Source organism: Isoptericola chiayiensis (assembly GCF_013149805.1).
Classification (GTDB): domain Bacteria; phylum Actinomycetota; class Actinomycetes; order Actinomycetales; family Cellulomonadaceae; genus Isoptericola; species Isoptericola chiayiensis.
Genome location: NZ_JABEZT010000005.1, coordinates 1 through 24321 on the forward strand (window position 1 = coordinate 1; position 24321 = coordinate 24321).

Here is a 24321-nt window from a genome sequence, read left to right on the forward strand (position 1 = left end):
CCAAACCCTCGGCTGGGCCACCCCCGCCGAGAAACTCGACCAACTACTCTCGACCACCTGACAACCCGGTGTTGCAACGACCGGTTGAAACCGCCACCAGGTTCTCGCGAGGTAGGCAACTTCTCGCCCAGGTAGGCGACATCCGGTGCCCCTACTGCGCCATCGAGATCTACGTGGCGCGCCGGTCGCCTATCTCGCGGCAGAAGCGCCTACTTCGCGGAGGGTTTGCCTACCTCGCGGCAACGTTGCCTACCTCGCGGGGCGGGGCGTCACGCCAGGTCGACGCCCAGGGCCGACGTCGGCACCACCTGACCGGTCGCGAGCGACCGGTTGCCCGCGACCCCGACGGCGACCGCACGCAGCCCGTCGACCAGCCCGGCCCGTCGGCCCAGGGGGTCGTCACCCGCTCCGCCCCGGTCTGCGGGGAGATGTCCACGCAGGACGTCGCGCAGCATCGCGGCATCCCCCTCGACGTGCCCGGCCTCGGCGTCGAGGGGCACCTCCTCGGCGACACCCCACTGCTCCTGGACCACCAGCCGCCCCCCGCGCCGCCGCACCTCGCAGCACGCAGGAGCTCCGCCGTCGGGCACCACGAGCCCCTCCAGACCGGGACGCGCGTGGCACCGCTCGACGACGTCGAGCTCGAGCCGCCCGCGCGTGCCGTTGATCGCGACGCGATGCCCCTCCCACGGGCTGTGCGCGGTCAGCGCGTAGGTCATCGCGGCGCCCGACCGGTACCCGACCAGCATGCTGAGGGTGTCCTCGATGGTCGCCCCGGGGCTGAACGGGTCGCGGTCGCGCCTGTACCCGTCGAGCGCGGCAGGGCCCGCGTACAGGGCGGAGAGGTCGGCGTCGGCGGTCAGGTCGATCGCGAACTCCGGGCCGCCGACGCCGTCCGGGTGCTGGTAGACGTGGCGCCCGCCGCGGGCGTAGACCGACTCCGGCACGTCGCCGGTCCACCAGTTCACGAGGTCGACGTGGTGGCTCGCCTTGTGCACGAGGAGGCCGCCGGACGCCGCCTTGTCCCGGTGCCAGCGGCGGAAGTAGTCCGCGCCGTGCGCCGTGTCCAGCAGCCACTCGAAGTGCACGGAGACCACGTCGCCGATGCGCCCCTCGGCGAGGATCCGACGGACCGCGGCGTTGCGTGCGGCGTAGCGGTAGTTGTGGGTGACGGTGAGCCGGCCGCTCGAGCGGCGCACGGCGTCGGCGATGGAGTACATGCCGGCGGCGTCGATGGTGAGCGGCTTCTCGACGACGACGTCGGCCCCCGCGTCGAGCGCCGCGGTCACGTGGTGGGCGTGGTGGCGGTCCGGGGAGGTGACGACGACGACGTCGGGCGCGACGTCGGACAGCATCCGCCCCAGGTCGGGCGCCCCGAAGCGGCGCGGTGGCACGCCGGTGCGCCCGCGGACCTGTTCCGCCCGCACGTCCAGCCGGTCGGCGTTGGTGTCGCAGAGCGCGGCGACCTCGGCGACGTCGGCGTGCTCTGCCGTCATCGCGTCGAGGTAGGCGCCGGCGCGTTGCCCCGTCCCGACGACGGCGGAGCGGCGCCGGGCGACGGAGGCCGGCCGCGCGGTGCCGGAGGCGGCCGCGGCGGGGACGCGACCGGCGTCGACGGCCGGACCGGCGTCGGACCCGGAGGGGCGGGGCGTGCCGGCCGCGAGGGTTGTGGAGGCTGCGAGGGTGGACGTCATCGTCGGGCTCCTAGAGGCGGGTCAGCTCCCCGTCGGGAAGCGCTTTCCACCACCTAGCCTACCTCGCCCGGACGACGACGCCCCACCTCGCCACATGCCGAGACCCGATGCCCCCGAGCGCTCAGCCCAGGTCGACGCCGAGGCCCAGGTCCGCCAGCCGCACCGGCTCGCCGGTCTCGAGCGACCGGTTCCCGGCGTACCCGACGCCCGAGGCCCGGAGCCCGTCGAGGAACCCGGCAGCCCGACCGAGCGGGTCGGTCTCGTCGGCCCCGCGGAAGACGTCCGACAGCAGCAGGTCGTCGCCTCCGCCGTGCCCGCCGGTGCCGATCGCGACGATCTCGCGCTCCTCCGCGCGCTCCCAGTGCTTCTGCACGACGAGGCGCTCCGCGACCGGCCGCACCGCGTCCTCGGCGTACGCGTCGGTGAAGCTCGGGTCCAGGATCGCCTTGCCGTCACCGAAGATCACCGAGCCCCGCTCGACGACCTCCAGCTCCGCCCGGCCCCGCGTCCCGTTGACCACGACGCGGTATCCCTCCCAGGGCGAGTGCGCGGTCAGCGAGTAGGTGAGCATCGCGCCGCCCGCGTACTCCACGACCAGGCCGAGCGTGTCCTCCGTGGTGATCCCGGCGTCGAACACCGACTTGTTGCGCACGTACCCGTCATGAGCCTGGGCCTCCGGGCCGTAGAGCGCGGACAGGTACTCGTCGCCGTCGACGTCGAGCGCCCACGGGTCGATCCCCTGCTCGCGCAGCTCGCGCTCGCCGTCGGTGGGCTCGTAGTCGGTCTCGTGCGCGCCGTCGTCGCCGTAGAAGCGCCGCCCGCCACTGGCGAACACGCGGGTGGGCACGTCGTCGATCCACCAGTTCACCAGGTCGAAGTGGTGGCTCGACTTGTGGACCAGCAGCCCGCCGTTGTTCACCTTCTCGCGGTGCCAACGGCGGAAGTAGTCGGCGCCGTGGACGGTGTCGAGGGCCCAGTCGAAGTGCACCGAGAGCACCTGGCCGATCTCGCCGGAGGCGATGACCTGGCGCAGGGACGAGTTCCGCGGCGAGTAGCGGTAGTTGAACGTCATGGTCACGTCGCGGCCGGTCTCGGCGACGGCGTCGGCGATCACCCGGGCCTCGGCGGCGGTCGCGGCGATGGGCTTCTCGACGACGACGTCGACCCCTGCGCGCAGCGCCCGCGCGACCATCTCGGCGTGCGTGTTGTCGACGCTCGTGACGACGACGCGGTCGACCCGCTGCTCGGCGATCGCCTTCTCCAGGTCGGCGGGTCCGTACACCGGCCGGGTCCCGCCGACCTTGTCGGCGACGCGGGCCTCGTGGACGGCCGCGCGGACCGGGTTGGGCTCGACCCACGCGACGATCTCACCGACGTCGGCGTGCTGGTCGAGGAGTCCGCCGACGAACATGCCGGCGCGGTGGCCGGTGCCGACGACGGCGTATCGGAGGGGGGTGGTGGAGGGCATCGTCGATCTCCCAGCATGCTTCGAGGCGTGAAAGCGGTTTCCGGCTCAGCCTACCCGAGGTGTTGAATCGATCCAAGGTGACGAGAGGCGGCCAGGTCGGCTCTCTGACCCCGCACCGGCAGGCTGACCTGCCGATGCGGGTCCGGAGTGCCGCACCGGCGACCGGACCGTCAGCGCTGCGGGGTCATGACCACCTGGCCGGCCCAGGTGAACCCTCCCCCGAACCCGAACAGCAGCGCCGGCACGCCCGCCGGGATCCGGCCCGCGTGCCACCACTTGGACAGGCCCAGCGGGATCGAGGCGGCGGACGTGTTGCCCGACTCGGTGATGTCGCTGACCACCACACGGTCCTCGAGCCCCAGCGACTTGGCGAGCGGCTCGATGATGCGCAGGTTGGCCTGGTGCGCCACCAGCACCTCGACGTCGTCCAGCGTCAGCCCCGACGCCGCCACCACGCGGCGCGCCCGCTCGGCGGCCCGCGTGATCGCCCACTTGAACACCGCCCGCCCGTCCTGGGCGAACTTCTCCCCGGGAGCCTCGATGCGCACCGCCGGGGTGATCTCCGGCTCGGAGCCCCATACGACCTGCCCGACGGCGGGCTCGTCCGCCGCCTGCAGCACCGCGGCACCCGCCCCGTCCGCGGTGAGGATGCAGGTGGACCGGTCCGTCCAGTCGGTGACGGCCGTGAGCTTCTCCGACCCGATGACGACGGCGGTGCGCGCGCTACCGGCGCGGATCGCCTGGTCGGCCAGCCCGACCGCGTAGGCGAACCCCGAGCACGCCGTGTTGACGTCGATCACACCCGGCCCGACGACGTCGCGCAGGTCCGGCTCCTCCTCGCCCTCGGGAGTGCTCGCCCCGGGCTGGACCCCGGTGCGCAGGGCGTAGGCGACGCGGCCGGCCGTGTTCGGGGAACGGTCCACCGCCGTCGTCGTCGCGACCACGACCAGGTCCACGTCCTCGCTCGGAACCCCGGCGTCCGCCAGCGCGTGCTCCGCCGCAGCGGTCGCCATGTCCGCGACCGTCACGTCGTCGGCCGCCACGTGCCGGGTGACGATGCCGGTCCGCGACCGGATCCACTCGTCGTTCGTCTCGACGAACCGGGCGACGTCATCGTTGGTGAGGGCCTTGGCGGGCTGATGGTGACCGAGACCGACGATCCGGGAGCCGGCGGCACCGGCGGGCAGCGTGAGCATGGCATCGATCATGGCACGACCGGGTCTCGGTGCCGGCACGCTCCCGGAACCCGAGACGCGGCGTCGTACGGGCACGGGTCGCCTACCTCGCGGGGATCTTGCCTACGTCGGGGGAACGATGCCTACCTCGCGGGGAGGACGCGGCCGGGGGCCGCCGTCGCGCGGTGCGCGACGACGGCCCCCGGCCGTTCCCTCGGTTCAGGGCATGCTCAGCACTCCCCGGTCTGCTCCCACGGGCCCCACGGCGACGCGCCGGGCTCCTGGTTGCGGGTCCACCACAGCGCCGTCCAGACCGCGCCGTCGTGCACCACCGTGTCGCCGGCGGTGAAGATCCGGCTGTCGGTCCACACCGCGCCGCACTCCGGGGCCGGCTCGCCGAGCGGGCCGATCTCCGCCCAGGCGCCGTACGGCGACGAGCCAGGGGTCTCCCCCTTGGTCCACCACAGCGCCTCGAACACGGCACCGTCGTGCTGCACCAGGTCGCCCTCGGTGTAGACGGTCCCGGCGTCCCAGACGTCCGGGGCGTTGACGAGCTCACCCTCGGACCCCGCCGTGGTGTACGCCAGGCGCGGTGCGTCCGGCGTCTCCATGCCCTCGCCGACGAAGTACGAGGTGTGCGGCGGCTGGTTGTAGCCCGTGTTCTGCCAGGCCACGGCCGTGCGGTACTGGGAGTCCGACATGAGCGTCCGCAGGCGGTGCTCGGTCGGGATCACCGTCGTCGCGATCCGCAGCGCGGTCGAGTCGTCGGTGCGGGTGACGATCTCCTCGCGCCAGTCGCCGAACAGGTCGGCCTGCACCGCGGGCGTGCCCTTGGTGCCGTTGTTGGACTGGGTGCCCTCGGCGCGGTAGACCTCCACCTCCTCGGCGTTCTCGTAGTCCCACTTCGAGATGGTCGGCACGCCCTGGTAGGCGTCGTCGTCGAAGTCGTGGTCACCGATCTCCGACAGCAGGTCGCCGTCCCAGAACGTGGTGAAGTTGGCCGCCGGGATCGAGTCGGCGATCACCTCACCCGTGGTGGACGACACGAGCTGGCCGACCTCCGAGTCCCAGGCGGCGTCGCCGCCCACGGCCCAGCCCTCGGCGCCCTCGTAGCGCGGGTCGATGTCCGCCATCGCGGCACGGCCCGTGTCCCGCTCGGCCGGGATCGACCAGAGGATCTCGCCGGTGGCGGCGTCACGGAAGGTGGCGCCACGGTTCTCGGCACGCCCCATGTCCTCGTGGGCCGCGAACTGCTCCAGCCCCGGACGCGTCGGGTCGAAGTCCGAGACGTGCATGGCGTCGCCGTGCCCGAGCCCGGTGTTGACCCAGATGCTGCCGTCGTCGTCGATGGTCATCGACCCGAAGACGATCTCGTCCTTCTGGTCGCCGTCGACGTCGGCGGTCTGCATATCGTGGTTGCCCTGACCGCGGTACTGGTCGCCCTGCTCGTCGGAGTCGAACACCCACCGCTGGGTCAGCTCGGAGCCGTCCCAGTCGAAGGCCGCGATGACGGCCCGGGTGTAGTAGCCGCGGGAGAACACCATCGACGGGGTCTCGCCGTCCAGGTAGGCCGTGGTGGCCAGGAACCGGTCGACGCGGTTGCCGTAGCCGTCGCCCCACGAGCCGACGTCGCCGCGCGGCGGCACGTAGTCGATCGTGTCGAGCGCGACGCCGGACTCTCCGTCGAACACCGACAGGTACTCCGGCCCCGACAGCACGTAGCCGCCCGAGGTGCGGAAGTCGGCCCGCGCGTCCCCGATGACCGTCCCGGCGGCGTCGGTGGTGCCGTCGGCGGTCTTCATCGCCACCTCGGCCTTCCCGTCGCCGTCGTAGTCGAACACCTGGAACTGCGTGTAGTGGGCGCCCGAGCGGATGTTGATCCCGAGGTCGATGCGCCACAGCTGGGTGCCGTCGAGCTCATAGGCGTCCAGGTAGGTGTTGCCGGTGTAGCCGCCCTGCGAGTTGTCCTTCGCGTTGGACGGGTACCACTTGACGACGTACTCGTACTCGCCGTCCCCGTCGAGGTCCGCCACGGAGGCGTCGTTCGCGGAGTAGGTGTACGGCTGGCCGTCCTTGGTGTAGGCGTCCTCGGGCTTGTTCAGCGGGATGTCCAGGGTCTGGCCGTCCCACACGGCGAACTCGTCCGTGGCCCACCGCTCGATGCCGTCGACGACGGCGGAGACGCGGTAGGTGGAGTCGGCGCCGCCGTCGGCGTCCACGTAGTTCGTGGACCCGGCGACCGGCTCGTCGGTGAGCTGCTCCCCGTCACGGTAGACGTGGAAGCCGATCGACTCCGGGTCCTCGCCCAGCATGCGCCAGCCGACGTAGATCCCGTCCTCGGACTGCGCGGCCACCGGCTGGCGGCCGATGCGCTCGGCCTGCCGCGACAGGTTCGTCACGGCCTCCGAGGTCACCGTCTCCGAGAGCTCGGAGACGCCGCCGGCGTTCACCGCGGCCACCGCGTAGGTGTACCCGACGGTGGTGAGCACGTCGGTGTCGGTGTACTCGGCGTCGGAGGCACGGTCGACCAGCACGAGCTCGCCGCCCTTGTCCTCGCGGTAGACGTGGTAGAACAGCGCGTCCTCGACCGGCTCCCAGGCGAGGGCGACCTCGTTCTTGGCCACGTCGGTCACGGCCAGGCCCGACGGCGTCGCCGCGGTCGGGACGTCCGGGTCCACCGTGGTCAGCTCGAGCGCGTTGGAGGCCACCGACTCGGTGCCGGCGTCGTCCAGGGCCACGACCGTGTACGTGTACTGCAGACCCACGTCCGCCGTCGTGTCGACGAACTCGGTGGTGCCCGCCTCGACGTCACCGAGCGCCGTCGGCTCGGCGGCGCCCTCGGCCTGGCGGTACACGCGGTAGCCGGCCGCGTCCTGCGCGGGCTCCCAGCTCAGCGGCACCTCGACGGCGGACCCGTCGATGGACACGTCGCCGGCGGTCAGCGCGGTGGGCGCGTACAGCAGCGGCGTGATCTCCAGACCGTTGAACCAGCCCTCGGCCACGATGTCGAGCTTCCCGTCGGTGACGACCACCGGCTGGACGATCTTGCTCGACGTGCCGCCGCGGCCGGCGTTGGAGGACCCGTAGTCGGTGCCCTCGACCGTCACGCCCAGGCGGGCGGTGCCGATGAGGTCGCCCCAGATGACCTCGACGGCGTAGGTGCCGTTCGGGACGTCCACGCGGATCGGAGTGCTCGCGCTCGGCAGCAGGAAGTCGCGCTGCAGGTCGTCGAGCTGGCCGTCACCGGTGCCGCGGTCACGACCGCCGGGACCGGAGTCCGAGGTGAAGCCGTAGCCGAGCTCCTCGGTGTACAGCGTGGTCTCGTCGAAGGGCAGGTAGCCGTCCTTCGTCGGGTTGCCCGCGAGCTGCAGGTCGAACGAGTACAGCGGAGCCTTCGTCTCGATCGTCACGGTGTCCGACGGCGCGGAGTCGCCCGCACCGTTGACCGCCACGACCTGCAGGTCGTACGAGGTGCCGGCCTCCAGGCCGGTCACGTTCGCGACACCGATCGTCGACGTCGTGACGAGCTCGTAGGCGTCGTCACCGGCGTCGGAGGCCTTGGCGAACACCTTGTAGATGTCCGCGCCCTCCACCTCGGTCCAGGTGAGCGTGGCGCTGGAGGCGGAGATGCTCCCGGCGACGACACCGGCCGGCGCGGCGGGCACGTCGGCCGGAGGTTCGGCGTCGGTGACCTCGTCCGCGAGCGGCACGTCGAGCTCGGCGGTGTCGAGCGCGACCAGGCGGGCCATCTGGATAGCGCCGTACTCCTGGAAGTGCGTGTCGTCCGTCGTGCCGTTCGGCCGGTTCGGGTAGACGCCCGCCGGGACGTGCAGGAACACGCTCTTGGCGGCCTCCGGCCCGATCTCGTTCAGGTACTCCCGCGACGAGGCGGACAGGTCCACCAGGGGGGTGCCCGTGTCGGCCGCGACGTCGGTGGCAGCCTGCACGTAGTCCGGGAAGGACACGTTGAACTGGCCCGTCTCCTCGTCGAACGACCGGCGCGAGACCGGCGTGACGAGGATCGGCTGCGCACCGCGCTGGACGGCGCCCTCGACGAACGTGCGCAGGTACCAGGCGTAGTCGCCCGGGGCGGCCCAGCGGTCGTCGACGCCGTAGCTGTTGTCGTTGTGCCCGAACTGGACGTACAGGTAGTCGCCCGGACGGATCTGCTTGAGCACGGTGTCGAGGCGGCCCTGGCTGATGAAGTTCTTCGAGGACCGGCCGCCGATCGCGTGGTTGTCGACCACGACGTCGTCGGACAGGTAGCGCTCGATCATCTGGCCCCAGCCTGCCTGCGGTGCCCAGTACGGGTCGTAGGTCTGGACCGTCGAGTCACCCGTGACAAACACGGTGGGCTGGTCGCCCGCCTCGCGGTCGTCCGCGCGGGTGATGGTCAGGGCGTTGAGGTTCGCGGCGTCGCCGGCGAGCTCGAGGTTGAGCTGACCGTCCACGAGCGCGATGTCGAACTGCATCTCGAGGTACTCGCCGGCGGCGCGCTCGGTCTGCTGGACCTTGGCCATCTGCTCGGCGGTGATCGCGACGTCCGTCGCGGCGTCGGCCGCCCCGGCGATCAGGTCGACCGTGTAGTCACCGTTCGGCAGGTCGACGACGAGCTGTCCGCCGTCGGACGTGACGTAGTCGCCCTTGAGTGCGTTGTCCCCGCCGTCGTCGGTCGCGGACACCACGGAGGTGTCGACGAACCCGAGGCGGTTCTCGGCCGTGTACGCCGTGCCGGCGTCGACGCCGACGGCCCCGTCGGCCACGGCACCGGAGCCGAGGTCGATCTGCAGGGTGCCGTCCTCGGGGAACGTCGGCTCCTCGGCCAGGGTGCTGACCACCGGCGCGGACGGGTCGGTGGTGCCCTCGTCGGTCACGGCGAGCGCTCGGTAGTAGTGGACCGCGGAGGTGTCCACGTCGGTGTCGGCGTAGAAGACCTCGCGCGAGCCGGTGCGGGCGATCTCCGTGTACTCGCCGTCGACGGCGTCGCTGCGGGTCAGCACGTACTCGGTGGCACCGGCGACCTCGTTCCAACGCACCACGACCTGGTCGGCGTCGGCGTGCGCGATGCGGATGTTCCCCGGTCCGGCGATGCCGGTGGTGCCGTCCTCGCCCCCGTCGCCGGAGCCGTCGTCACCGCCGTCGTCGCCGCCGTCGCCCGAACCGTCGTCGGGGACCTCGGTGATCTGCATGCCGTTGACGTAGCCGTAGCCCTTGCCGGTGAGGTCGGCGGTGAGCTGGCCGTCGGCGACCTCGACGCGGATGGTCTCCGAGGCGACGGTCTCGGCGTCGGCGCGGATGTGGGTCTCGGTGCCGCCCTCGAGGGAGACGGTGGTGCGGACGCTGGAGGTCCCGGCCAGGGTGTCCCCGGCCCAGATCTCGACGTCGTAGGTGCCGTTCGGCACGTCGACGGCGAACTGCCACTGCGGGGCGAGCACGAAGTCGCCGGTCAGCGCGTCGACGTCGGTGGAGCGGTCGCGGGAGCCGACGTCACCGGAGACGACGCCGAACCCGGCCTCCTCGGAGTACGCCGACGCCTCGCTGACGCGCTGGAAGCCGTCGGCGACCGGGCTGTCGGCGGTACCGAAGTCGAAGGACCACTGGGCCGGGTCGTTCGCGGCGTGCGCGACGGCCGGCATCAGCGGCAGGACCAGGGCGGCCGCGGCGGCCCCGGCGACCAGCGGGCGCGTGGCGCGGCCTCTGGTGGGTGGAGTGTCCGATCGATGGAAAGCGCTTACTCGCGGATCCCGCGAGTGCCTGTTCGCAGAATGCACAGGTCACCTCGTCGTCTCGTCGTTGAGTCCGGCCTCCCTCGGCCGGAGTTGACGCGCCCCTCGTCGATGAGAGTTTGTTGTATGGATTTATTGAATGGATTCAAGCACGCGTCGTCGCCATCATGCCTGCTCGGTGCCTCGCTGTCCAGGCCTCGACGCCCTCTGTCCACGGGACGGACGCCGCCCAGCGCTCCTCGCCGCGGCCCGAACTGCCGACGTCGGCAGTTCGGGCACTGGTCGGCAGTGCGGACTGCCGACCTGACGACGAGTTGCCGACGTCGGCAGTTCGGACCTCGATCGGCAGTTCGGACTGCCGTCGGGCCCCGGCGGTCAGCCCCCGGCGGTCAGCTCGACATCGGGTGCGAGCCCGGTCTCCCGGTAGAAGCCCCAGATGTGCGCCTGCGTGGCCCGCTCGGCCCGGTCCGGGTCCCCGGAGGCGACCGCGTCGAGGATCTCGTCGTGCTCGGAGCACAGGCGCCGCGCGGTCCCGGGCCAGTCCGGCAGCCCGCCGACCCCGCGGACCACGTACGAGGACACGGCGCTGCGCAGCCCGGTGAGGATCGCCTCGACGAGCTGGTTGCCGGCCTGACGCACGATCTCCAGGTGGAAGTCCTGGTCGAGCCGCACGAACTCCTCGGTGCCGAGCCCCGGGTCCGCCATGGCGCGCACCAGCCGCTGGGCCTCCGCGAGCGCCCCCGGCACGGAAGCCTCCCCCGCCGTCGGAGGACCGCCGTCGGGCACCCCTTGCGCGGCACGCCCGGCGGCCTCCCGCACGGCCCAGGTCTCGAGCGCGGCGCGGGTGGCCACGACGTCGTGCACGGGCAGCGTCCCGGAGGCGACGTGCAGGCGTACGGCGGCCCCGAGCCCGGCGGCGGGGCGGTCGACGACGACGGCTCCGGCGTCGGGTCCGGAGCCGACGGCGGTGCGGATGATGCCCATCGCCTCGAGGATGCGGATGGCCTCGCGCACCGACGGCCGCGAGACGCCGAGCTCCTCGGCGAGCGCCCGTTCGGCGGGCAGTCGTTCGCCGAGCGTCCAGCGGCCGGCGGCCAGGTCGGACTCGATCCGGGCGAGGACCTTCTCGTGGGTGCGCACCGCTCGATCCTACCGACTGGTCTGACCACACCGTCCCCGTGGGCTACAGTGGTCGGACCACACTGCTGCACGTGCTACCCCCAGCCGCCGAAGGAGCCGGACGTTGCGCATCGCCCTGGCCGCGACCTGTATCGCGGACACCATGTTCCCCGGCGCCCCGAGCGCCACCGTGCGCCTCCTCGAACGACTCGGCCACGAGGTCGTCTTCCCCCGCAGCCAGGCGTGCTGCGGCCAGATGCACGTCAACACCGGCTACTACGACGAGGCCGTGCCGGTGATCCGCAACCACGTGACCACGTTCGCGCCGGTGGCCGACGGCGAGTGGGACGCCGTCGTCGTGCCCTCCGGATCCTGCACCGGGTCGATCCGCCACCAGCAGGCCATGGTGTGCCGACGCGCCGGGCTCGACGACCTGGCCGCCACCGCCGAGGCCGTCAGCGCCAAGACCTACGAGCTGTCCGAGCTGCTCGTCGACGTACTCGGCCTGACCGACGTGGGCGCCCACTTCGGCCACCGCGTCACCTACCACCCCACGTGCCACTCGCTGCGCATGCTGCACGTCGGCGACCGGCCGCTGCAGCTCCTGCGGGCCGTGGACGGCATCGACCTCGTCGAGCTGCCGGAGGCCGAGTCGTGCTGCGGGTTCGGCGGGACCTTCGCGCTGAAGAACGCCGACACCTCGGCCGCCATGCTCGCCGACAAGACCGCCAACATCCGCTCCACCGACGCCGTGGTCGTGACGGCCGGCGACTACTCCTGCCTCATGCACATCGGCGGCGGGCTGTCCCGGCAGCGTTCCGGCGTCGGCACGCTGCACCTGGCGGAGATCCTGGCCTCCACCCGCGAGGACCCGACCCCCCTGCCCACCACGCGCACCACGGAGGTGGCCCGATGAGCACGTTCCTCGGCATCCCCGGCATCCGGCGGCGGTCCGGCGCGTCCGACGGCGGCACACCGGCCGACGGCGGATCCACCGCGGGCGAGGGCCCCTTCGGTCCGGTGCCCCACCCGGACGAGCCGCTGCGCTGGGGCGACGCCTTCCCCGCCGCCGCGAAGCAGACCCTGGCGAACGACCAGCTCCGCGCGAACCTGGGCCACGCCACCCGCACGATCCGCGCCAAGCGGGCGTCCGTCGTCGGCGAGGTGCCCGACTGGGAGGCCCTGCGGGACACCGGGTCGGCGGTCAAGGAGCAGGTCATGGCGGACCTGCCGGACCTGCTGGCGCAGCTCGAGGAGAACGTCACCGCCCGCGGCGGCGTCGTGCACTGGGCCCGCGACGCCGCCGAGGCGAACCGCATCGTCGCCGACATCGCGCGGGCCAAGGAGGCCGACGAGGTCGTCAAGGTCAAGTCGATGGCCACCCAGGAGATCGGGCTCAACGAGTACCTCGCCGACGAGGGCATCGCCGCCATCGAGACGGACCTGGCCGAGCTGATCGTCCAGCTCGCCGACGACATGCCGTCCCACATCCTCGTGCCGGCGATCCATCGCAACCGGGCCGAGATCCGCGAGATCTTCCTGCAGCGGATGGGCGACGCCCCCGAGGACCTGTCCGACGTGCCCCGCGAGCTCGCGATGGCTGCCCGCGCACACCTGCGCCGCAAGTTCCTCTCGGCGAAGGTCGCGGTCAGCGGCGCCAACTTCGGCGTCGCGGACACCGGCACGCTCGCCGTCGTCGAGTCCGAGGGCAACGGGCGCATGTGCCTCACGCTGCCCGAGACGCTCGTGACGGTCATGGGCATCGAGAAGCTGATCCCCACCTACACCGACCTCGAGGTCTTCCTGCAGCTGCTCCCCCGGTCCTCCACCGGGGAGCGCATGAACCCGTACACGTCCCTGTGGACGGGCGTGACGCCGGGCGACGGCCCGCAGGAGTTCCACCTGGTGCTTCTCGACAACGGCCGCACCGACGTGCTGGCCGACGAGGTGGGGCGCTCCGCGCTGCACTGCATCCGTTGCTCGGCGTGCCTCAACGTGTGCCCGGTGTACGAGCGGGTCGGCGGGCACGCCTACGGCTCGGTCTACCCCGGACCGATCGGCGCGATCCTCACCCCGCAGCTCACGGCGTCGTCCGGCGGCGTCTCGGGGGCCGATGACGTCAACGCCTCCCTGCCGTACGCCTCCACGCTGTGCGGCGCCTGCTACGACGTGTGCCCCGTCAAGATCGACATCCCCTCGATCCTGGTGGACCTGCGGGCGCGCGAGGTCGACGCCGACCGCGGCCGGTCCGGCGTCGACCCGTGGAAGGCGGCCATGAAGGCGGCGTCCTGGGTGATGTCCGACGGCGGCCGGTTCGGTCTCGCCGGACGTGCGGCCACGCTGGGCCACGGTCTGGGCGGGTCCGACGGCGTGATCTCGAAGGCCCCGCCACCGGCGTCGGCGTGGACCCGGTCCCGCGACCTGCCGGCGCCGCCGAAGCAGACGTTCCGGCAGTGGATGGCCGCCCACGAGCGCGACGCCGACCACCCTGACGCCAACTACCGGGAGGCCGACGGCTACGATTCGTCGCACTCCCGAGCTGAAACTGCAACGAATCGTAGCCGTCGGCCAGGCGGGGACGAGGGCGAGACGACGGAGGGCCGGCGATGAGCGCCCGCGATGACGTGCTGAACCGGGTCCGGGCCGCGCTCGGGCAGCCTGGCGTGGGGACGACGGCGGCCGGTGCCGTGGGCGCGACGCCCGCTGACGTGCAGGTGCCCCGGGAGTACCGGTCGGCCGGCGAGCACTCCCCCGGGTCCGCGGCCGTCGTGGAGCAGCTCGTCGACCGGCTGGTCGACTACAAGGCGCACGTCCACGAGGTCACGGCCGCCGAGCTGCCGGACCGGGTGGCCGAGCTCCTGGTCGCGCCGGAGCAGGCCGTGCCGGAGTCGGAAGCGGCAGGCGGTTCCGTCGTCGTGCCGTCGGGGCTGGACGAGGCGTGGCTCGGTGCGCTGCCGAGCGACGTCGTCGTGCACCGGGACGTCCCGGACTCCCCCTTGTCCGCGCTCGCCCTGGACGAGGTCGACGCCGTGCTGACCGCGGCCCGGGTCGCGTGCTCCGAGACGGGCACGATCGTGCTCGACGGCGAACGCGACCAGGGCCGCAGGGCGATCTCGCTGGTGCCCGACGTCCATCTGTGCGTGGTCCGCACCGACCAGGTGGTCCAGACGTTGCCCGAGGCGGTGCGGATCCTGGCCGACCACCCGGGCCGGCCGCAGACGTGGATCTCCGGGCCGAGCGCGACCAGCGACATCGAGCTCGACCGGGTCGAGGGGGTGCACGGGCCGCGCACGCTGCACGTGCTCCTCCTCGCGACGTAGGCAACCTCCCCGCGAGGTAGGCGACGACCTCGCGACGTAGGCAACTTCTCCGCGAGGTAGGCGACGTGCTCGCGCGGTGCGACCTCCCCACGAGGCCGCACCGCGCAGCTCCTACGTGTTCAGACCCGGCGGGGTCCGGGGCGACTTTCCGGGTGTGGCGTCGGTGAGGCCCTCGAGCAGCACGTCGTACGCGGGCTTCTTCTCGTAGTCCTCGGTCATGATCGTGGCGTAGCCCTCGGGGAAGACGTCCGGGACCCACGACCGGCCGTCGTCGAAGCCCCACACCGTGAAGCTCGTGCAGGAGGCCACGTTCAGGCAGGCCTGCAGCATCTTGTCGTAGCGCTCGGCCTGCAGGGCGATCTGCTCGGGGGTGGGCTCGCCGTCCTCGCCGAGCGGCATGCGGACGTCGGCCTCGGTGACGGCCACCTTCAGCCCGAGGTCGGCGAACCGCTCGAAGTTCGCCTGCATCGACTCGTCGAACCCGTACTGCAGGCTCAGGTGCCCTTGCGCGCCGAACCCGTGCAGGGGCACGCCGTCGGCGAGCAGCTCCTGGGCCAGCGCGTAGTAGGCGTCGGTCTTGGCGTTGATGCCCTCGGCGTTGTAGTCGTTGAGGAAGAGCACCGAGTCGGGGTCTTCCTCGTGCGTCCACCGGAAGACGTCGCCGATGAGGCCGACCGGGTCCTCGGAGCAGGACTTCAGGAACGGGTTGGCCTCGGTGCGCAGCTGCACACCGCCCGCATCCCACTCGTCCTGGATGAGCTCGTTGGCCACGTCCCACTCGTAGATGTCGCCGGCGTAGCGGCCGACGACGGTACGGACGTGGTCCTCGAGGACGTCGCGCGCCTCGTCGCACGTCCAGGTCTCCGCCGCCTCGGTCACCCAGTCCGGGTTCTGGCTGTGCCACAGCAGCGTGTGGCCCCGGACCTCCTGGCCGTTGGCCTGCGCGAACTCCATGAGGGCGTCCGCGCCGGAGAAGTCGTAGACGTCCGGCTCGGGGTGGATCTCGGCCCACTTCATGTCGTTCTCGGGGGTGAGGGAGTCGAACTCCGCGGCGAGGATCTGCTGGAACTCGGTCGGGTTCTTGCGGTCGTGGTCGAGGAGGTCGCGCTGCCCCCACACGGCGCTGCCGATCTTCAGGTCACGGGGCGCCTCGGAGCGCAGGGTCGGGTCCGGCGCAGCGGCCTGGACGGCGGTTCCGGACAGTGCGAGAGCGGTGAGCGACGCCGCCGCGACGGCGACCGCTCGCTTCGTGCTCGGGGAATGGGACATCGTTGTTCCTTCCTGTGCGAAGCCCGGCGGCAGCGCCACCGGGCACGGCGAAGATATCGATATCGATAACGGTTTCGCAAGACCGTCCGCACACCCGCGCCGGTCGGCGCCCTCGCTGCGGACACCGCAGAATGGTCTCCCGTGACCGACAGCGAACCGACCGCGCCCGACGCGGCCTCCGACGCGCTCTTCGACGTCCCCGCCGGCGCACGCCGTCCGCCGTCGCGCATCGTGCTGCTCACCGGGCCGTCCGGTTGCGGCAAGTCGGCGCTCACCCGTCGGCTCGGCCTGCCGACCGTGGCGCTGGACGACTTCTACCGCGACCACGACCATCCGGGCATGCCGCACCGGTACGGCATCGTGGACTGGGACGACCCCGCCAGCTGGGACGCGGACGCCGCCCTGGCGGCGCTGCGCACGCTGGTCACGACGGGGCGCGCCGAGGTGCCCGTGTACGACATCCCGACATCACGCCGCACCGGCAGCACCGTCGTCGAGACCGGCGGCGCACCGCTCGTGCTCGCCGAGGGCGTGTTCGCCGCCGAGCTGGTCGACCGCTGCGGCACCGAGGGGATCCTCGCCGACGCGATCGTGCTGGTCCGCCCGCGGATCGTCACCTTCTGGTTCCGGCTGCTGCGCGACGTCGCCGAGGCGCGCAAGCCGCTGCCGACGTTGGTCCGCCGCGGTGTCGGGCTCATGCGGGACGAGCCGCGCCTGATCCGGCGGTGGACGGGCCTCGGCTGCCGACCCGTCGCACCGGCGCGGGCCGAGCGGGAGATCCGCGAGCTGCCCTGACCCGACCCGACCCGCGAGCGTCTCTGTTCGCCCCGGATCGACGCCTGATGAGGGACGAACAGAGACGCTCGATCGACACAGCTCCCCCTCCGGACACAGAACTCCACGTCATCGGCCGGGAAAGTGTCATGAAGACGTAACACCCCGGTCATCCCGTCCACATCACGGGACCGCACCCTGGAGGCCAGGAGGTGGTCCGCATGTTCGAGCACAGCTCTCTTCGTGTCCTGTCCCTCTACGAGGGCTTCTTCTCCGGCGGCGCCCGCGTGCTGCACTCCACCGTGGTGGCCGGCCTGCACACGCACGGCCGCCAGGTGCACTCGGCGCTCAGCCTCCACAGCGAGGTCCGGCGCGAGTCGCTGCTGCAACGCATGGAGGACGATCCGCGGTTCCTCTCCCTGCGCGCCGCGGGTGTGCGCATCGCCTCGCTGGGCCGCTCCACCGACGGCGACCACGACCCGCGCACCTTCACCGACGCCGAGATGGACGTCGCCGCCCGGGAGGCCACCGGCGTCGACGTCGTCATGTCGCTCAAGGAGCAGCCGCTGCGACTCGCGAACCACCCCGGGTTCCCCGACCGTCCGGTCGTGGCGTGCCTGCACCGCAGCGACCCCGAACACTCCGGCGAGGCGCTGGACGACCTGCGGGCCGCGGCCGACAGCGGACGGCTGGTCGCCGCCGTCTGCTGCGCGGAGTCCACCAAGCAGGCCTACTCCGCGGCCGGCATCCCTGAGCACCTGCTGCGCGTGGTGCCCAACGGCATCGACCTCACGCGGTTCCACCCGCTGCGGCGGGTGCGGCGCATGTCGTTGCGCGGTGCGGCCGGGATCCCCGCCGACGCCACCCTGGTCACCTACGCGGCCCGGTACGACGCGATGAAGAACCCCCGTCTGTTCCTCGCGGCGGCCCGCGCGTTCGTCGAGCGCGACCCGTCCGGCCACGTGGTGATGTGCGGCGCCGGCATGACCATCGACAACCCCGGGCTGACGGCCGACCTCGACGAGGCCTTCGCCGACCGTCCCGACCTGCGCGAGCGCGTCCACCCGCTCGGCGTGCGCCGCGACATGGAGACGGTGCTGGCGATGTCCGACGTCGTCGCCCTCACCTCGGCGTTCGGGGAGGCTGCCCCGCTGTGCCTCATCGAGGGCGCCATGTGCGGGGCGATCCCCGTGACCACACCCGTCGGGGACAGCGCGCGGCTCGTCGACGGCATCGGGTTCGTCACGAGCTTCGAGGCCGAGGAGATCGCCGAGACGTGGATCGAGGCGGCCGCCCGGCGTGGCGAGCTGCGGGGGGCCCTGACCGCCGCCCGGCAGCGGTTCAGCCACGTGCGCATGCTGTCCGGCTACGCCCAGGTGCTCGAGCAGGCGATGCGCGGCACGGGCCTGCGGGTCGCCGCCTAGGCAGCTCCCCGATCGCATCGCCGCTGCACCGACAGGGGCACGGCGGAGGGGGCCACCCCGAGAGCCACGGTCGTCGGGAGGCGCGGGACGCGCAGTCCGTCAGTGCGACCGTGGAGCTCGTGATGGCCCCCTCGCCGTCGTGAGCCGGGTCAGCCGGCGTTCGGCGGCAGCGGCACCTGGGTGTAGTCGGTGTCCGAGGCCAGGTAGAACCCCGGGTAGGACGGCTGGTTGTACGCCGTCTGCTGGCGGGCGACCTCGGCGCGGTACTGCGGGTCGTGCAGCAGGGTGTACATCTTGATGTCGGTCACCTCGGTCGAGGTGTACAGCCGCACCTCGGAGGAGTCGACGGAGCGCACGAGGATCTCCTCGCGCCAGTCACCGAGGACGTCGGCGATCAGGCCGGCGTTGCCCTTGGTGTCGTTGTTGGTCAGCGTGCCCTCGAGCACCCGCTCCGTCCCGGAGGCCCAGTCGACGATCTTCGGCGTCCACTCGCGCACGTCGTTCGAGACGCGGTCGTAGTCGAAGATCTGCGTGGTGCCGTCGGCGGCCCAGCGCACCGACTGGTTGTTGCCTGGCGCGGCAGCCGAGACGGTGTTCCAGTCGGAGTCGAGCAGCCCCGAGGCGTCGGTACCGCCCGGCATGGACGACCACATCTCGATGCCCGGCACGTCGGGCCGGACGTCGCCGATCATGCCGCGGCCGGTGTCGCGACCGGAGTACACGCCCTCGAGGACCTCGCCGGTGGCGGCGTCGAGCAGCGACGTGCCGAACGGCGCCCAGGCGCCGCCCTCGTGCACCATGAACGCCTCGAGGCCCGGCCGCTCGGGCAGGATGTCGGTCACGTGCATGGCGTCACCGTGCCCGAGCCCGGCGATCGCGCCGGGGTCCGCGGACTGCGGCGGCATCTCGGCGGTGGCGTTCCACAGCAGCGAGCCGTCGTGGTCGATGGCGGCGGCGCCGTAGAGGATCTCCTGCTTGCCGTCGCCGTCGAGGTCGGCCGAGGACATCGAGTGCTGCCCCTGCGTGGTGATCTGCCCGAACTCGGGGTCGGTGCCGGGCGTGCCGTGCGGGCCGTCGTTGAACGGGTTGTCCATCGGCGTCCAGCCGGAGTCGACGTCCCAGCGCTGGGTCAGCTCGCGGCCGTCCCAGTCGTAGGCCACCAGCGTGGTCCGCGTGTAGTAACCGCGGGCGAACACGGCCGAGGGGTGCTCCCCGTCGAGGTAGGACACCCCGGCGAGGAAACGGTCGACGCGGTTGCCCGGCTCGATGCGGGACATGGCGTAGTCGCCCCACCGCAGCCCGTCGTCGTACCGGGCGGGCGTGTAGTCGACGGTCTCGAGCGGCTTGCCGCTCTTGCCGTCGAACACCGACAGGTACTCGGGTCCGGAGATGATGAAGCCCTCGAAGGTGCGCAGGTCGTTGCGTCCGCTGCGCGCGGGGGCGTAGACGTCGACGAAGTACTCGGCGGTGGCCCGGGCGTCGGCCTCGGACAGCGGGTACTCGAAGTCCTCGAGGTAGTTCTCCGAGTCCGGGTCGTCGATGCCGGGCATCGCGTCGGCGAAGGCGTCCTTGAGCGTGGCGGGCCACTGGCCGGAGGCGACCTCGGGGTTCTCGGTCCAGCCCTCGAACATGTCGACGACGTGCTCGAAGTAGTCGTCGGCGCTCATGCGGTAGTCGTCGTCGTGCGTGACGCCGGCGGCACGGTCATCCCGCGGGATCGACACGTACTTCGTGGCGGCCTCGCGGCCGCTGGGCGTGTACCGCGTGGACTTGGTGCCCGGCGCGGTCTTGACCATGACCTCGGCACGCCCGTCGCCGTCGAAGTCGTAGACCGGGAACTGCGTGTAGTGGGCCCCGGAGCGGATGTTCACGCCGAGGTCGATGCGCCAGAGCTGGGTGCCGTCCATCTCGTAGGCGTCCAGGTAGGTGTTGCCGGTGTAGCCCTTCTGGGACACGTCCTTGGAGTTGGAGGGGTCCCACTGCACGACGAGCTCGAGCTCGTCGTCGCCGTCGAGGTCGGCCACGGACAGGTCGTTGGCGGAGTAGGTGTACTCCTCGCCCACGGGGGTGACGCCGTCGGCGGGCTTGTTCATGGCGATCGCCCGGTGGTCCTGGCCCCACGGGGTGACGACGGCGGAGCGGTCGCGGCGCTGCTCCTTGCCGTCGACGACGGGCACGACCCGGTAGCGCGAGCCGGCGTCGCCGTCGGCGTCCAGGTAGTTGGTGGAGTCGGTGACCGTGGCGATCCTGTCGCCGTCGCGGTAGACGGCGAAGTCGGCCCCGGTCATGCCGTCCGACGTGGCGCCGGTGACCTCGGTGCCGAGCAGCCGCCAGCCCAGGTAGTTGCCCTCGTCGGTGGCGACGGCGACGAGTCCGCGGTCGAGGTCCTCGAGCTGGACGGCGTCGTCCGACCCGGAGTGCGAGGGGTGCGCCGCGACGGCGGCTCCCGTCGGGACGATCAGCGTGCAGGCCGCGGCGGTGGCCGCGAGCCAGGTGGTCCTGCGACGTGGCATCAGGATCCTTCCCATGCGTCGTTGCATCGATGAACACGCTGGGCGCAGTGCGCCGCGGCGGCCTGCGGGCCGGCGTCGTCGCCGTGCGTCCCAGCGGTGAACCGATCTCTTGTATCGATTCATCGACGACCATAGAGCAAAGTGTCGACAAGTGCCAGAGGCACGTTCCTTCACCCGCTCCCGGCCGGGGACGACGCCCGGCACGGCCTCAGCGAGCCGTCGACTCCCGCAGCACGACCTCGTGCCCGACGGCGGCACTCACGTCGGTGCCGTCCTCGGCCACCGCGGCGGCGACGGCGAGCCGTCCCATCTCCGCGAGCGGGATCGACACGGTGGTCACCGAGGGGACGTGGTCGCGCAGGGTGGGGATGTCGTCGAACCCGGCCACGCGCACCTGGCCCGGCACGTCCACGCCTAGCTCGCGCAACCGCGCGATGAGTCCGATCGCCATCACGTCGGTGACGGCGAAGACACACGGCGGGTCCTCGCCCGCCTCGGCGGCGGCACGGGCCAGCTCGGCGACGCGGTCGCCGGCGGCGTACCCGCCGTCGCGGGAGAACTGCTGCTCGATGGTCTCGACGATCTCGCCGCTGCCGGCCGCGACCGCCGCCGTGAACGCCCCGGCGCGCTCCTGGGCGGTGACGACCCTCGCCGGCGCGCTGAGCAGGACGAACCGGCGGTGCCCCTGCCCGGCCAGCGCCTCGGCGAGGGCGGTGGCTCCGGCGGCGTTGGGCGGGCGGATCACGGTGGCGGTGCCGAGGGGCTGTCCGACGACGATCGCCCGGCCGCCGGAGGCCTGGAACGTGGCGAGCTCCTCGGCCACGGGCGCGTCCTCGGCGGCCGACCAGCGCGTCCCGGCGACCACGACGGCGTCGACGCGATGGGCGGCGAACGCGGCGACGGCGTCACGCTCGGCGGCGGGGTCACGTTCGGTGGAGGCGAGCAGCACCATGCGGCCGTGCTCGCGGGCGGCGGACTGGGCTCCCCCGGCGATCGTGGAGAAGTACGGGTCGGAGATGTCCTGGACCACCAGCCCGAGGAGGCCGGTGCGGGACCGGGCGAGCGCCTGCGCCTGCGCGTTGACCACGTAGCCGAGGTCGGCGGCGGCGGCACGCACCCGTTCGACGAGCGCCGCACCGGGTTGGCGCGCCGAGCCGTTGAGCACCCGCGACGCCGTGGCCAGCGACACCTCGGCGCGATCCGCCACGTCCTGCAGCCGTGCTCTGGCCACCTTCTCCTCCTGGTCGGTCGGGCTCCGGCGCCGATCGTAGGCCCGGCCGGTCGGGGTTGCTTGACGCACCGCCGCGGACACCTTAACGTAGTCGGTGGAAAGCGCATTCCCATGCGACCTGCCGGCCCGCGGCGCCGAGCGCCCGAGCCGACACCGAGCACCCCGCGTGCCCCCGACGAAGGAGTCCCGAGTGACCACCACCCGCACCCTGCGCATCGCCATGAACGGCGTGACCGGCCGCATGGGCTACCGCCAGCACCTGCTGCGCTCGATCCTGCCGATCCGCGAGCAGGGCGGCGTCACGCTCCCCGACGGCAGCCGCGTCCAGGTCGAGCCGATCCTCGTGGGCCGCAACGAGGCCAAGCTCGCCGACCTCGCCGCCCAGCACGGCATCAGCGAGTACACCACCGACCTCGACGGCATCGTCCACGCCGAGGACACCGACATCGTGTTCGACGCCGCGATGACCAACCTGCGCCCCCAGACGCTGTCGAAGGCCATGAAGGCCGGCAAGCACGTCTACACCGAGAAGCCCACGGCCGAGACCCTCGCCGAGGCGATCGACCTCGCGAAGCTGCGCGACGAGACCGGCGTGACCGCCGGCGTCGTGCACGACAAGCTCTACCTGCCCGGACTGGTCAAGCTGCGCCGCCTCGTGGACGAGGGCTTCTTCGGCCGCATCCTGTCGCTGCGCGGCGAGTTCGGCTACTGGGTGTTCGAGGGCGAGCACCAGCCGGCCCAGCGACCCTCCTGGAACTACCGCAAGGAGGACGGCGGTGGCATGACCACCGACATGTTCTGCCACTGGAACTACGTGCTCGAAGGCATCCTGGGCACCGTCAAGACCGTCAACGCCCAGACGGTCACGCACATCCCCACCCGCTGGGACGAGCAGGGCAAGCCCTACGACGCTACCGCCGACGACGCCGCCTACGGCATCTTCGAGATGGCGACGCCCGACGGCGACCCCGTCGTCGCGCAGATCAACTCCTCCTGGGCCGTGCGGGTGTACCGCGACGAGCTCGTCGAGTTCCAGATCGACGGCACGCACGGCTCCGCCGTCGCCGGCCTCTTCAAGTGCGTCTCCCAGCAGCGCGGCAACACCCCCAAGCCGGTGTGGAACCCCGACCTGCCCACCACCGAGACGTTCCGCGACCAGTGGGCCGAGGTCCCCGCCAACGCCGAGCTCGAGAACGGCTTCAAGGCGCAGTGGGAGGAGTTCCTGCGCGACGTCGTCGCCGGGCGCGAGCACCGCTTCGACCTGCTGTCCGCCGCGCGCGGCGTCCAGCTCGCCGAGCTGGGCCTGCAGTCCTCGGCCGAGGGCCGCCGCCTCGACGTCCCGGAGATCGCGCTGTGAGCGCCGCGGTCGTCGGGCACTCCGGAGCCCCCGAGCTGAACGCCAGCGGCGTCTCGCTGAAGCTGCCGCGGTTCGACGACGGCGGTCGCGTCGTCGGCACCGAGGTCCGCGAGCTCAACGCCCCCGGCCCCTGGCTGGCGCCGTCCGAGCCGATCCGTTCGCGCGTCGCGTTCGCCGCCGCCCACGTGGTCCCGCACGTCGGCGCCGAGAACGTCCCCGGTGCCCCCGCGGTCGTCGACTGGGACGCCACGCTCGCCTACCGGCACCAGATCTGGCGCTACGGTCTCGGCGTCGCCGACGCGATGGACACCGCCCAGCGCGGCATGGGCCTCGACTGGGCCGCCACGCAGGAGCTGGTCCGCCGCTCGGCCACGGAGGCACGGTCCGTCGGCGGAGCGATCGCCTGCGGCGCCGGCACCGACCAGCTCGACCCGGCCGCCGTCGAGCCCGGTCAGGCCGGGCTCGACGCCGTGATCGACGCCTACCGCGAGCAGGTGCGCGTCGTCCAGGAGGCCGGCGCCCAGGTCATCGTCATGGCCTCGCGCGCCCTGGCGAAGGTCGCCCGGTCGGCCGACGACTACGCCCGCGTCTACGACGCCGTGCTCGCCGAGGCCGACCAGCCCGTCATCCTGCACTGGCTGGGCACCATGTTCGACCCGGCGCTGGCCGGCTACTGGGGCTCGGACGACGTCGACACCGCCACCGCCACGTTCGTGGACCTCATCAAGGCCCACCAGGACAAGGTCGACGGCGTGAAGGTCTCGCTGCTGGACGCCCAGCACGAGATCGGGCTGCGCCGCACGCTCGCCGCGCTCGACGGCTCCCCCGTGCGCCTGTACACCGGGGACGACTTCAACTACCCCGAGCTCATCGCCGGCGACGACCAGGGCTACTCCGACGCGCTGCTCGGCATCTTCGCCGCGATCTACCCGGCGGCGTCCACGGCGCTGCAGGCCTTCGACGCGGACGACGCCGGTCGCGCCCACGCGATCCTCGCCTCCACGGAGAAGCTGGGCCGGCACATCTTCGCCGCGCCCACCTACTTCTACAAGACCGGGGTGGCGTACCTGAGCTGGCTCAACGGCTTCCAGACGGGCTTCCAGCTCGTCGGCGGGCTGCACTCGGGGCGCTCGCTCGCCCACCTGGTCGAGCTGACCCGGCTGGCCGACGACTGCGGCATGCTGCTCGACCCGGACCTGGCCGCCAAGCGGCTGGGCGCGCTGCTCATGACGAACGGGGTGGACGCGTGAG

Annotated in this window: 15 protein-coding genes; 7 read left to right on the forward strand and 8 right to left on the reverse strand. The window is 72.3% G+C overall.

The window, feature by feature from the left end; translation table 11 throughout:
• Positions 1-269: 269 nt before the first annotated feature.
• The 5 genes from HDG68_RS10590 to HDG68_RS10610 all read right to left on the reverse strand — a co-directional run bounded on the left by HDG68_RS10590 (position 270) and on the right by HDG68_RS10610 (position 11203).
• Positions 270-1694, reverse strand: coding sequence for a Gfo/Idh/MocA family protein (locus tag HDG68_RS10590; protein ID WP_172151891.1), 1425 nt, complete (start codon positions 1692-1694; stop codon positions 270-272).
• Between the two features lie 121 nt (positions 1695-1815).
• Complete coding sequence (locus HDG68_RS10595; protein WP_172151893.1) at positions 1816-3162, reverse strand: Gfo/Idh/MocA family protein; 1347 nt, start codon at positions 3160-3162, stop codon at positions 1816-1818.
• 170 nt (positions 3163-3332) lie between these two features.
• Complete coding sequence (locus HDG68_RS10600) at positions 3333-4358, reverse strand: 3-oxoacyl-[acyl-carrier-protein] synthase III C-terminal domain-containing protein (protein WP_246253846.1); 1026 nt, start codon at positions 4356-4358, stop codon at positions 3333-3335.
• Positions 4359-4567: 209 nt separating this feature from the next.
• Entirely contained in the window at positions 4568-9973 is a 5406-nt protein-coding gene (locus HDG68_RS17390) for a rhamnogalacturonan lyase family protein (protein WP_281359059.1), read from the reverse strand.
• A gap of 465 nt (positions 9974-10438) precedes the next feature.
• The gene (locus HDG68_RS10610) at positions 10439-11203 is read right to left on the reverse strand and encodes an FCD domain-containing protein (protein WP_172151897.1); all 765 of its coding nucleotides are present in this window, start codon (positions 11201-11203) and stop codon (positions 10439-10441) included.
• A 103-nt stretch (positions 11204-11306) separates the two neighbouring features.
• Between HDG68_RS10610 and HDG68_RS10615 the strand changes: the two genes are divergently transcribed.
• Genes HDG68_RS10615 through HDG68_RS10625 form a run of 3 tightly spaced genes read left to right on the forward strand, consistent with a single transcriptional unit; the run spans position 11307 to position 14502 of the window.
• Entirely contained in the window at positions 11307-12098 is a 792-nt protein-coding gene (locus HDG68_RS10615; RefSeq protein WP_172151899.1) for a (Fe-S)-binding protein, read from the forward strand.
• Positions 12095-13792: a LutB/LldF family L-lactate oxidation iron-sulfur protein gene (locus HDG68_RS10620; protein ID WP_172151901.1), complete on the forward strand. Its 1698-nt coding sequence runs from the start codon at positions 12095-12097 to the stop codon at positions 13790-13792. Before HDG68_RS10615 ends, HDG68_RS10620 begins: the two co-directional genes overlap by 4 nt.
• Entirely contained in the window at positions 13789-14502 is a 714-nt protein-coding gene (locus HDG68_RS10625; RefSeq protein WP_172151903.1) for a LutC/YkgG family protein, read from the forward strand. The genes HDG68_RS10620 and HDG68_RS10625 overlap by 4 nt, the downstream gene beginning before the upstream one ends.
• A 111-nt stretch (positions 14503-14613) precedes the next feature.
• Here HDG68_RS10625 and HDG68_RS10630 read toward each other — a convergent pair whose 3' ends face one another.
• Entirely contained in the window at positions 14614-15771 is a 1158-nt protein-coding gene (locus tag HDG68_RS10630) for an endo-1,4-beta-xylanase (protein WP_172151905.1), read from the reverse strand.
• 141 nt (positions 15772-15912) lie between these two features.
• Here HDG68_RS10630 and HDG68_RS10635 point away from each other — a divergent pair, with 141 nt between their 5' ends.
• Positions 15913-16566 carry an ATP-binding protein gene (locus tag HDG68_RS10635; protein ID WP_172151907.1) on the forward strand — a complete coding sequence of 218 codons (654 nt, stop codon included), beginning with the start codon at positions 15913-15915 and terminating at the stop codon, positions 16564-16566.
• Positions 16567-16766: 200 nt separating this feature from the next.
• Positions 16767-17969 (forward strand): glycosyltransferase, encoded by a 1203-nt coding sequence (locus HDG68_RS10640; protein ID WP_172151909.1) that lies wholly within the window; start codon positions 16767-16769, stop codon positions 17967-17969.
• Between the two features lie 149 nt (positions 17970-18118).
• Here HDG68_RS10640 and HDG68_RS10645 read toward each other — a convergent pair whose 3' ends face one another.
• Both HDG68_RS10645 and HDG68_RS10650 read right to left on the reverse strand, forming a co-directional pair.
• Positions 18119-20482 carry a rhamnogalacturonan lyase gene (locus HDG68_RS10645; RefSeq protein ID WP_172151911.1) on the reverse strand — a complete coding sequence of 788 codons (2364 nt, stop codon included), beginning with the start codon at positions 20480-20482 and terminating at the stop codon, positions 18119-18121.
• A gap of 208 nt (positions 20483-20690) precedes the next feature.
• Positions 20691-21713: a substrate-binding domain-containing protein gene (locus HDG68_RS10650; RefSeq protein ID WP_172151913.1), complete on the reverse strand. Its 1023-nt coding sequence runs from the start codon at positions 21711-21713 to the stop codon at positions 20691-20693.
• A 220-nt stretch (positions 21714-21933) separates the two neighbouring features.
• On the opposite strand from HDG68_RS10650, the gene HDG68_RS10655 reads away from it, so the two are divergent.
• Together HDG68_RS10655 and HDG68_RS10660 are read left to right on the forward strand one after the other, a co-directional pair.
• Complete coding sequence (locus HDG68_RS10655) at positions 21934-23070, forward strand: Gfo/Idh/MocA family protein (RefSeq protein WP_172152210.1); 1137 nt, start codon at positions 21934-21936, stop codon at positions 23068-23070.
• A complete protein-coding gene (locus HDG68_RS10660; RefSeq protein WP_425483760.1) occupies positions 23067-24320 on the forward strand; it encodes a dihydrodipicolinate synthase family protein in 1254 nt (417 codons plus the stop codon). The genes HDG68_RS10655 and HDG68_RS10660 overlap by 4 nt, the downstream gene beginning before the upstream one ends.
• Position 24321 lies beyond the last annotated feature (1 nt).

Excerpts from the sequence above, each read along its gene's own strand:
- HDG68_RS10590 (WP_172151891.1), bottom strand. The coding sequence starts at position 1,694 with ATGACGTCCACCCTCGCAGCCTCCACAACCCTCGCGGCCGGCACGCCC.
- HDG68_RS10595 (WP_172151893.1), bottom strand. The coding sequence starts at position 3,162 with ATGCCCTCCACCACCCCCCTCCGATACGCCGTCGTCGGCACCGGCCAC.
- HDG68_RS10600 (WP_246253846.1), bottom strand. The coding sequence starts at position 4,358 with ATGCTCACGCTGCCCGCCGGTGCCGCCGGCTCCCGGATCGTCGGTCTC.
- HDG68_RS17390 (WP_281359059.1), bottom strand. The coding sequence starts at position 9,973 with ATGCCGGCCGTCGCGCACGCCGCGAACGACCCGGCCCAGTGGTCCTTC.
- HDG68_RS10620 (WP_172151901.1), top strand. The coding sequence starts at position 12,095 with ATGAGCACGTTCCTCGGCATCCCCGGCATCCGGCGGCGGTCCGGCGCG.
- HDG68_RS10625 (WP_172151903.1), top strand. The coding sequence starts at position 13,789 with ATGAGCGCCCGCGATGACGTGCTGAACCGGGTCCGGGCCGCGCTCGGG.
- HDG68_RS10630 (WP_172151905.1), bottom strand. The coding sequence starts at position 15,771 with ATGTCCCATTCCCCGAGCACGAAGCGAGCGGTCGCCGTCGCGGCGGCG.
- HDG68_RS10640 (WP_172151909.1), top strand. The coding sequence starts at position 16,767 with ATGTTCGAGCACAGCTCTCTTCGTGTCCTGTCCCTCTACGAGGGCTTC.
- HDG68_RS10645 (WP_172151911.1), bottom strand. The coding sequence starts at position 20,482 with ATGCCACGTCGCAGGACCACCTGGCTCGCGGCCACCGCCGCGGCCTGC.
- HDG68_RS10655 (WP_172152210.1), top strand. The coding sequence starts at position 21,934 with ATGAACGGCGTGACCGGCCGCATGGGCTACCGCCAGCACCTGCTGCGC.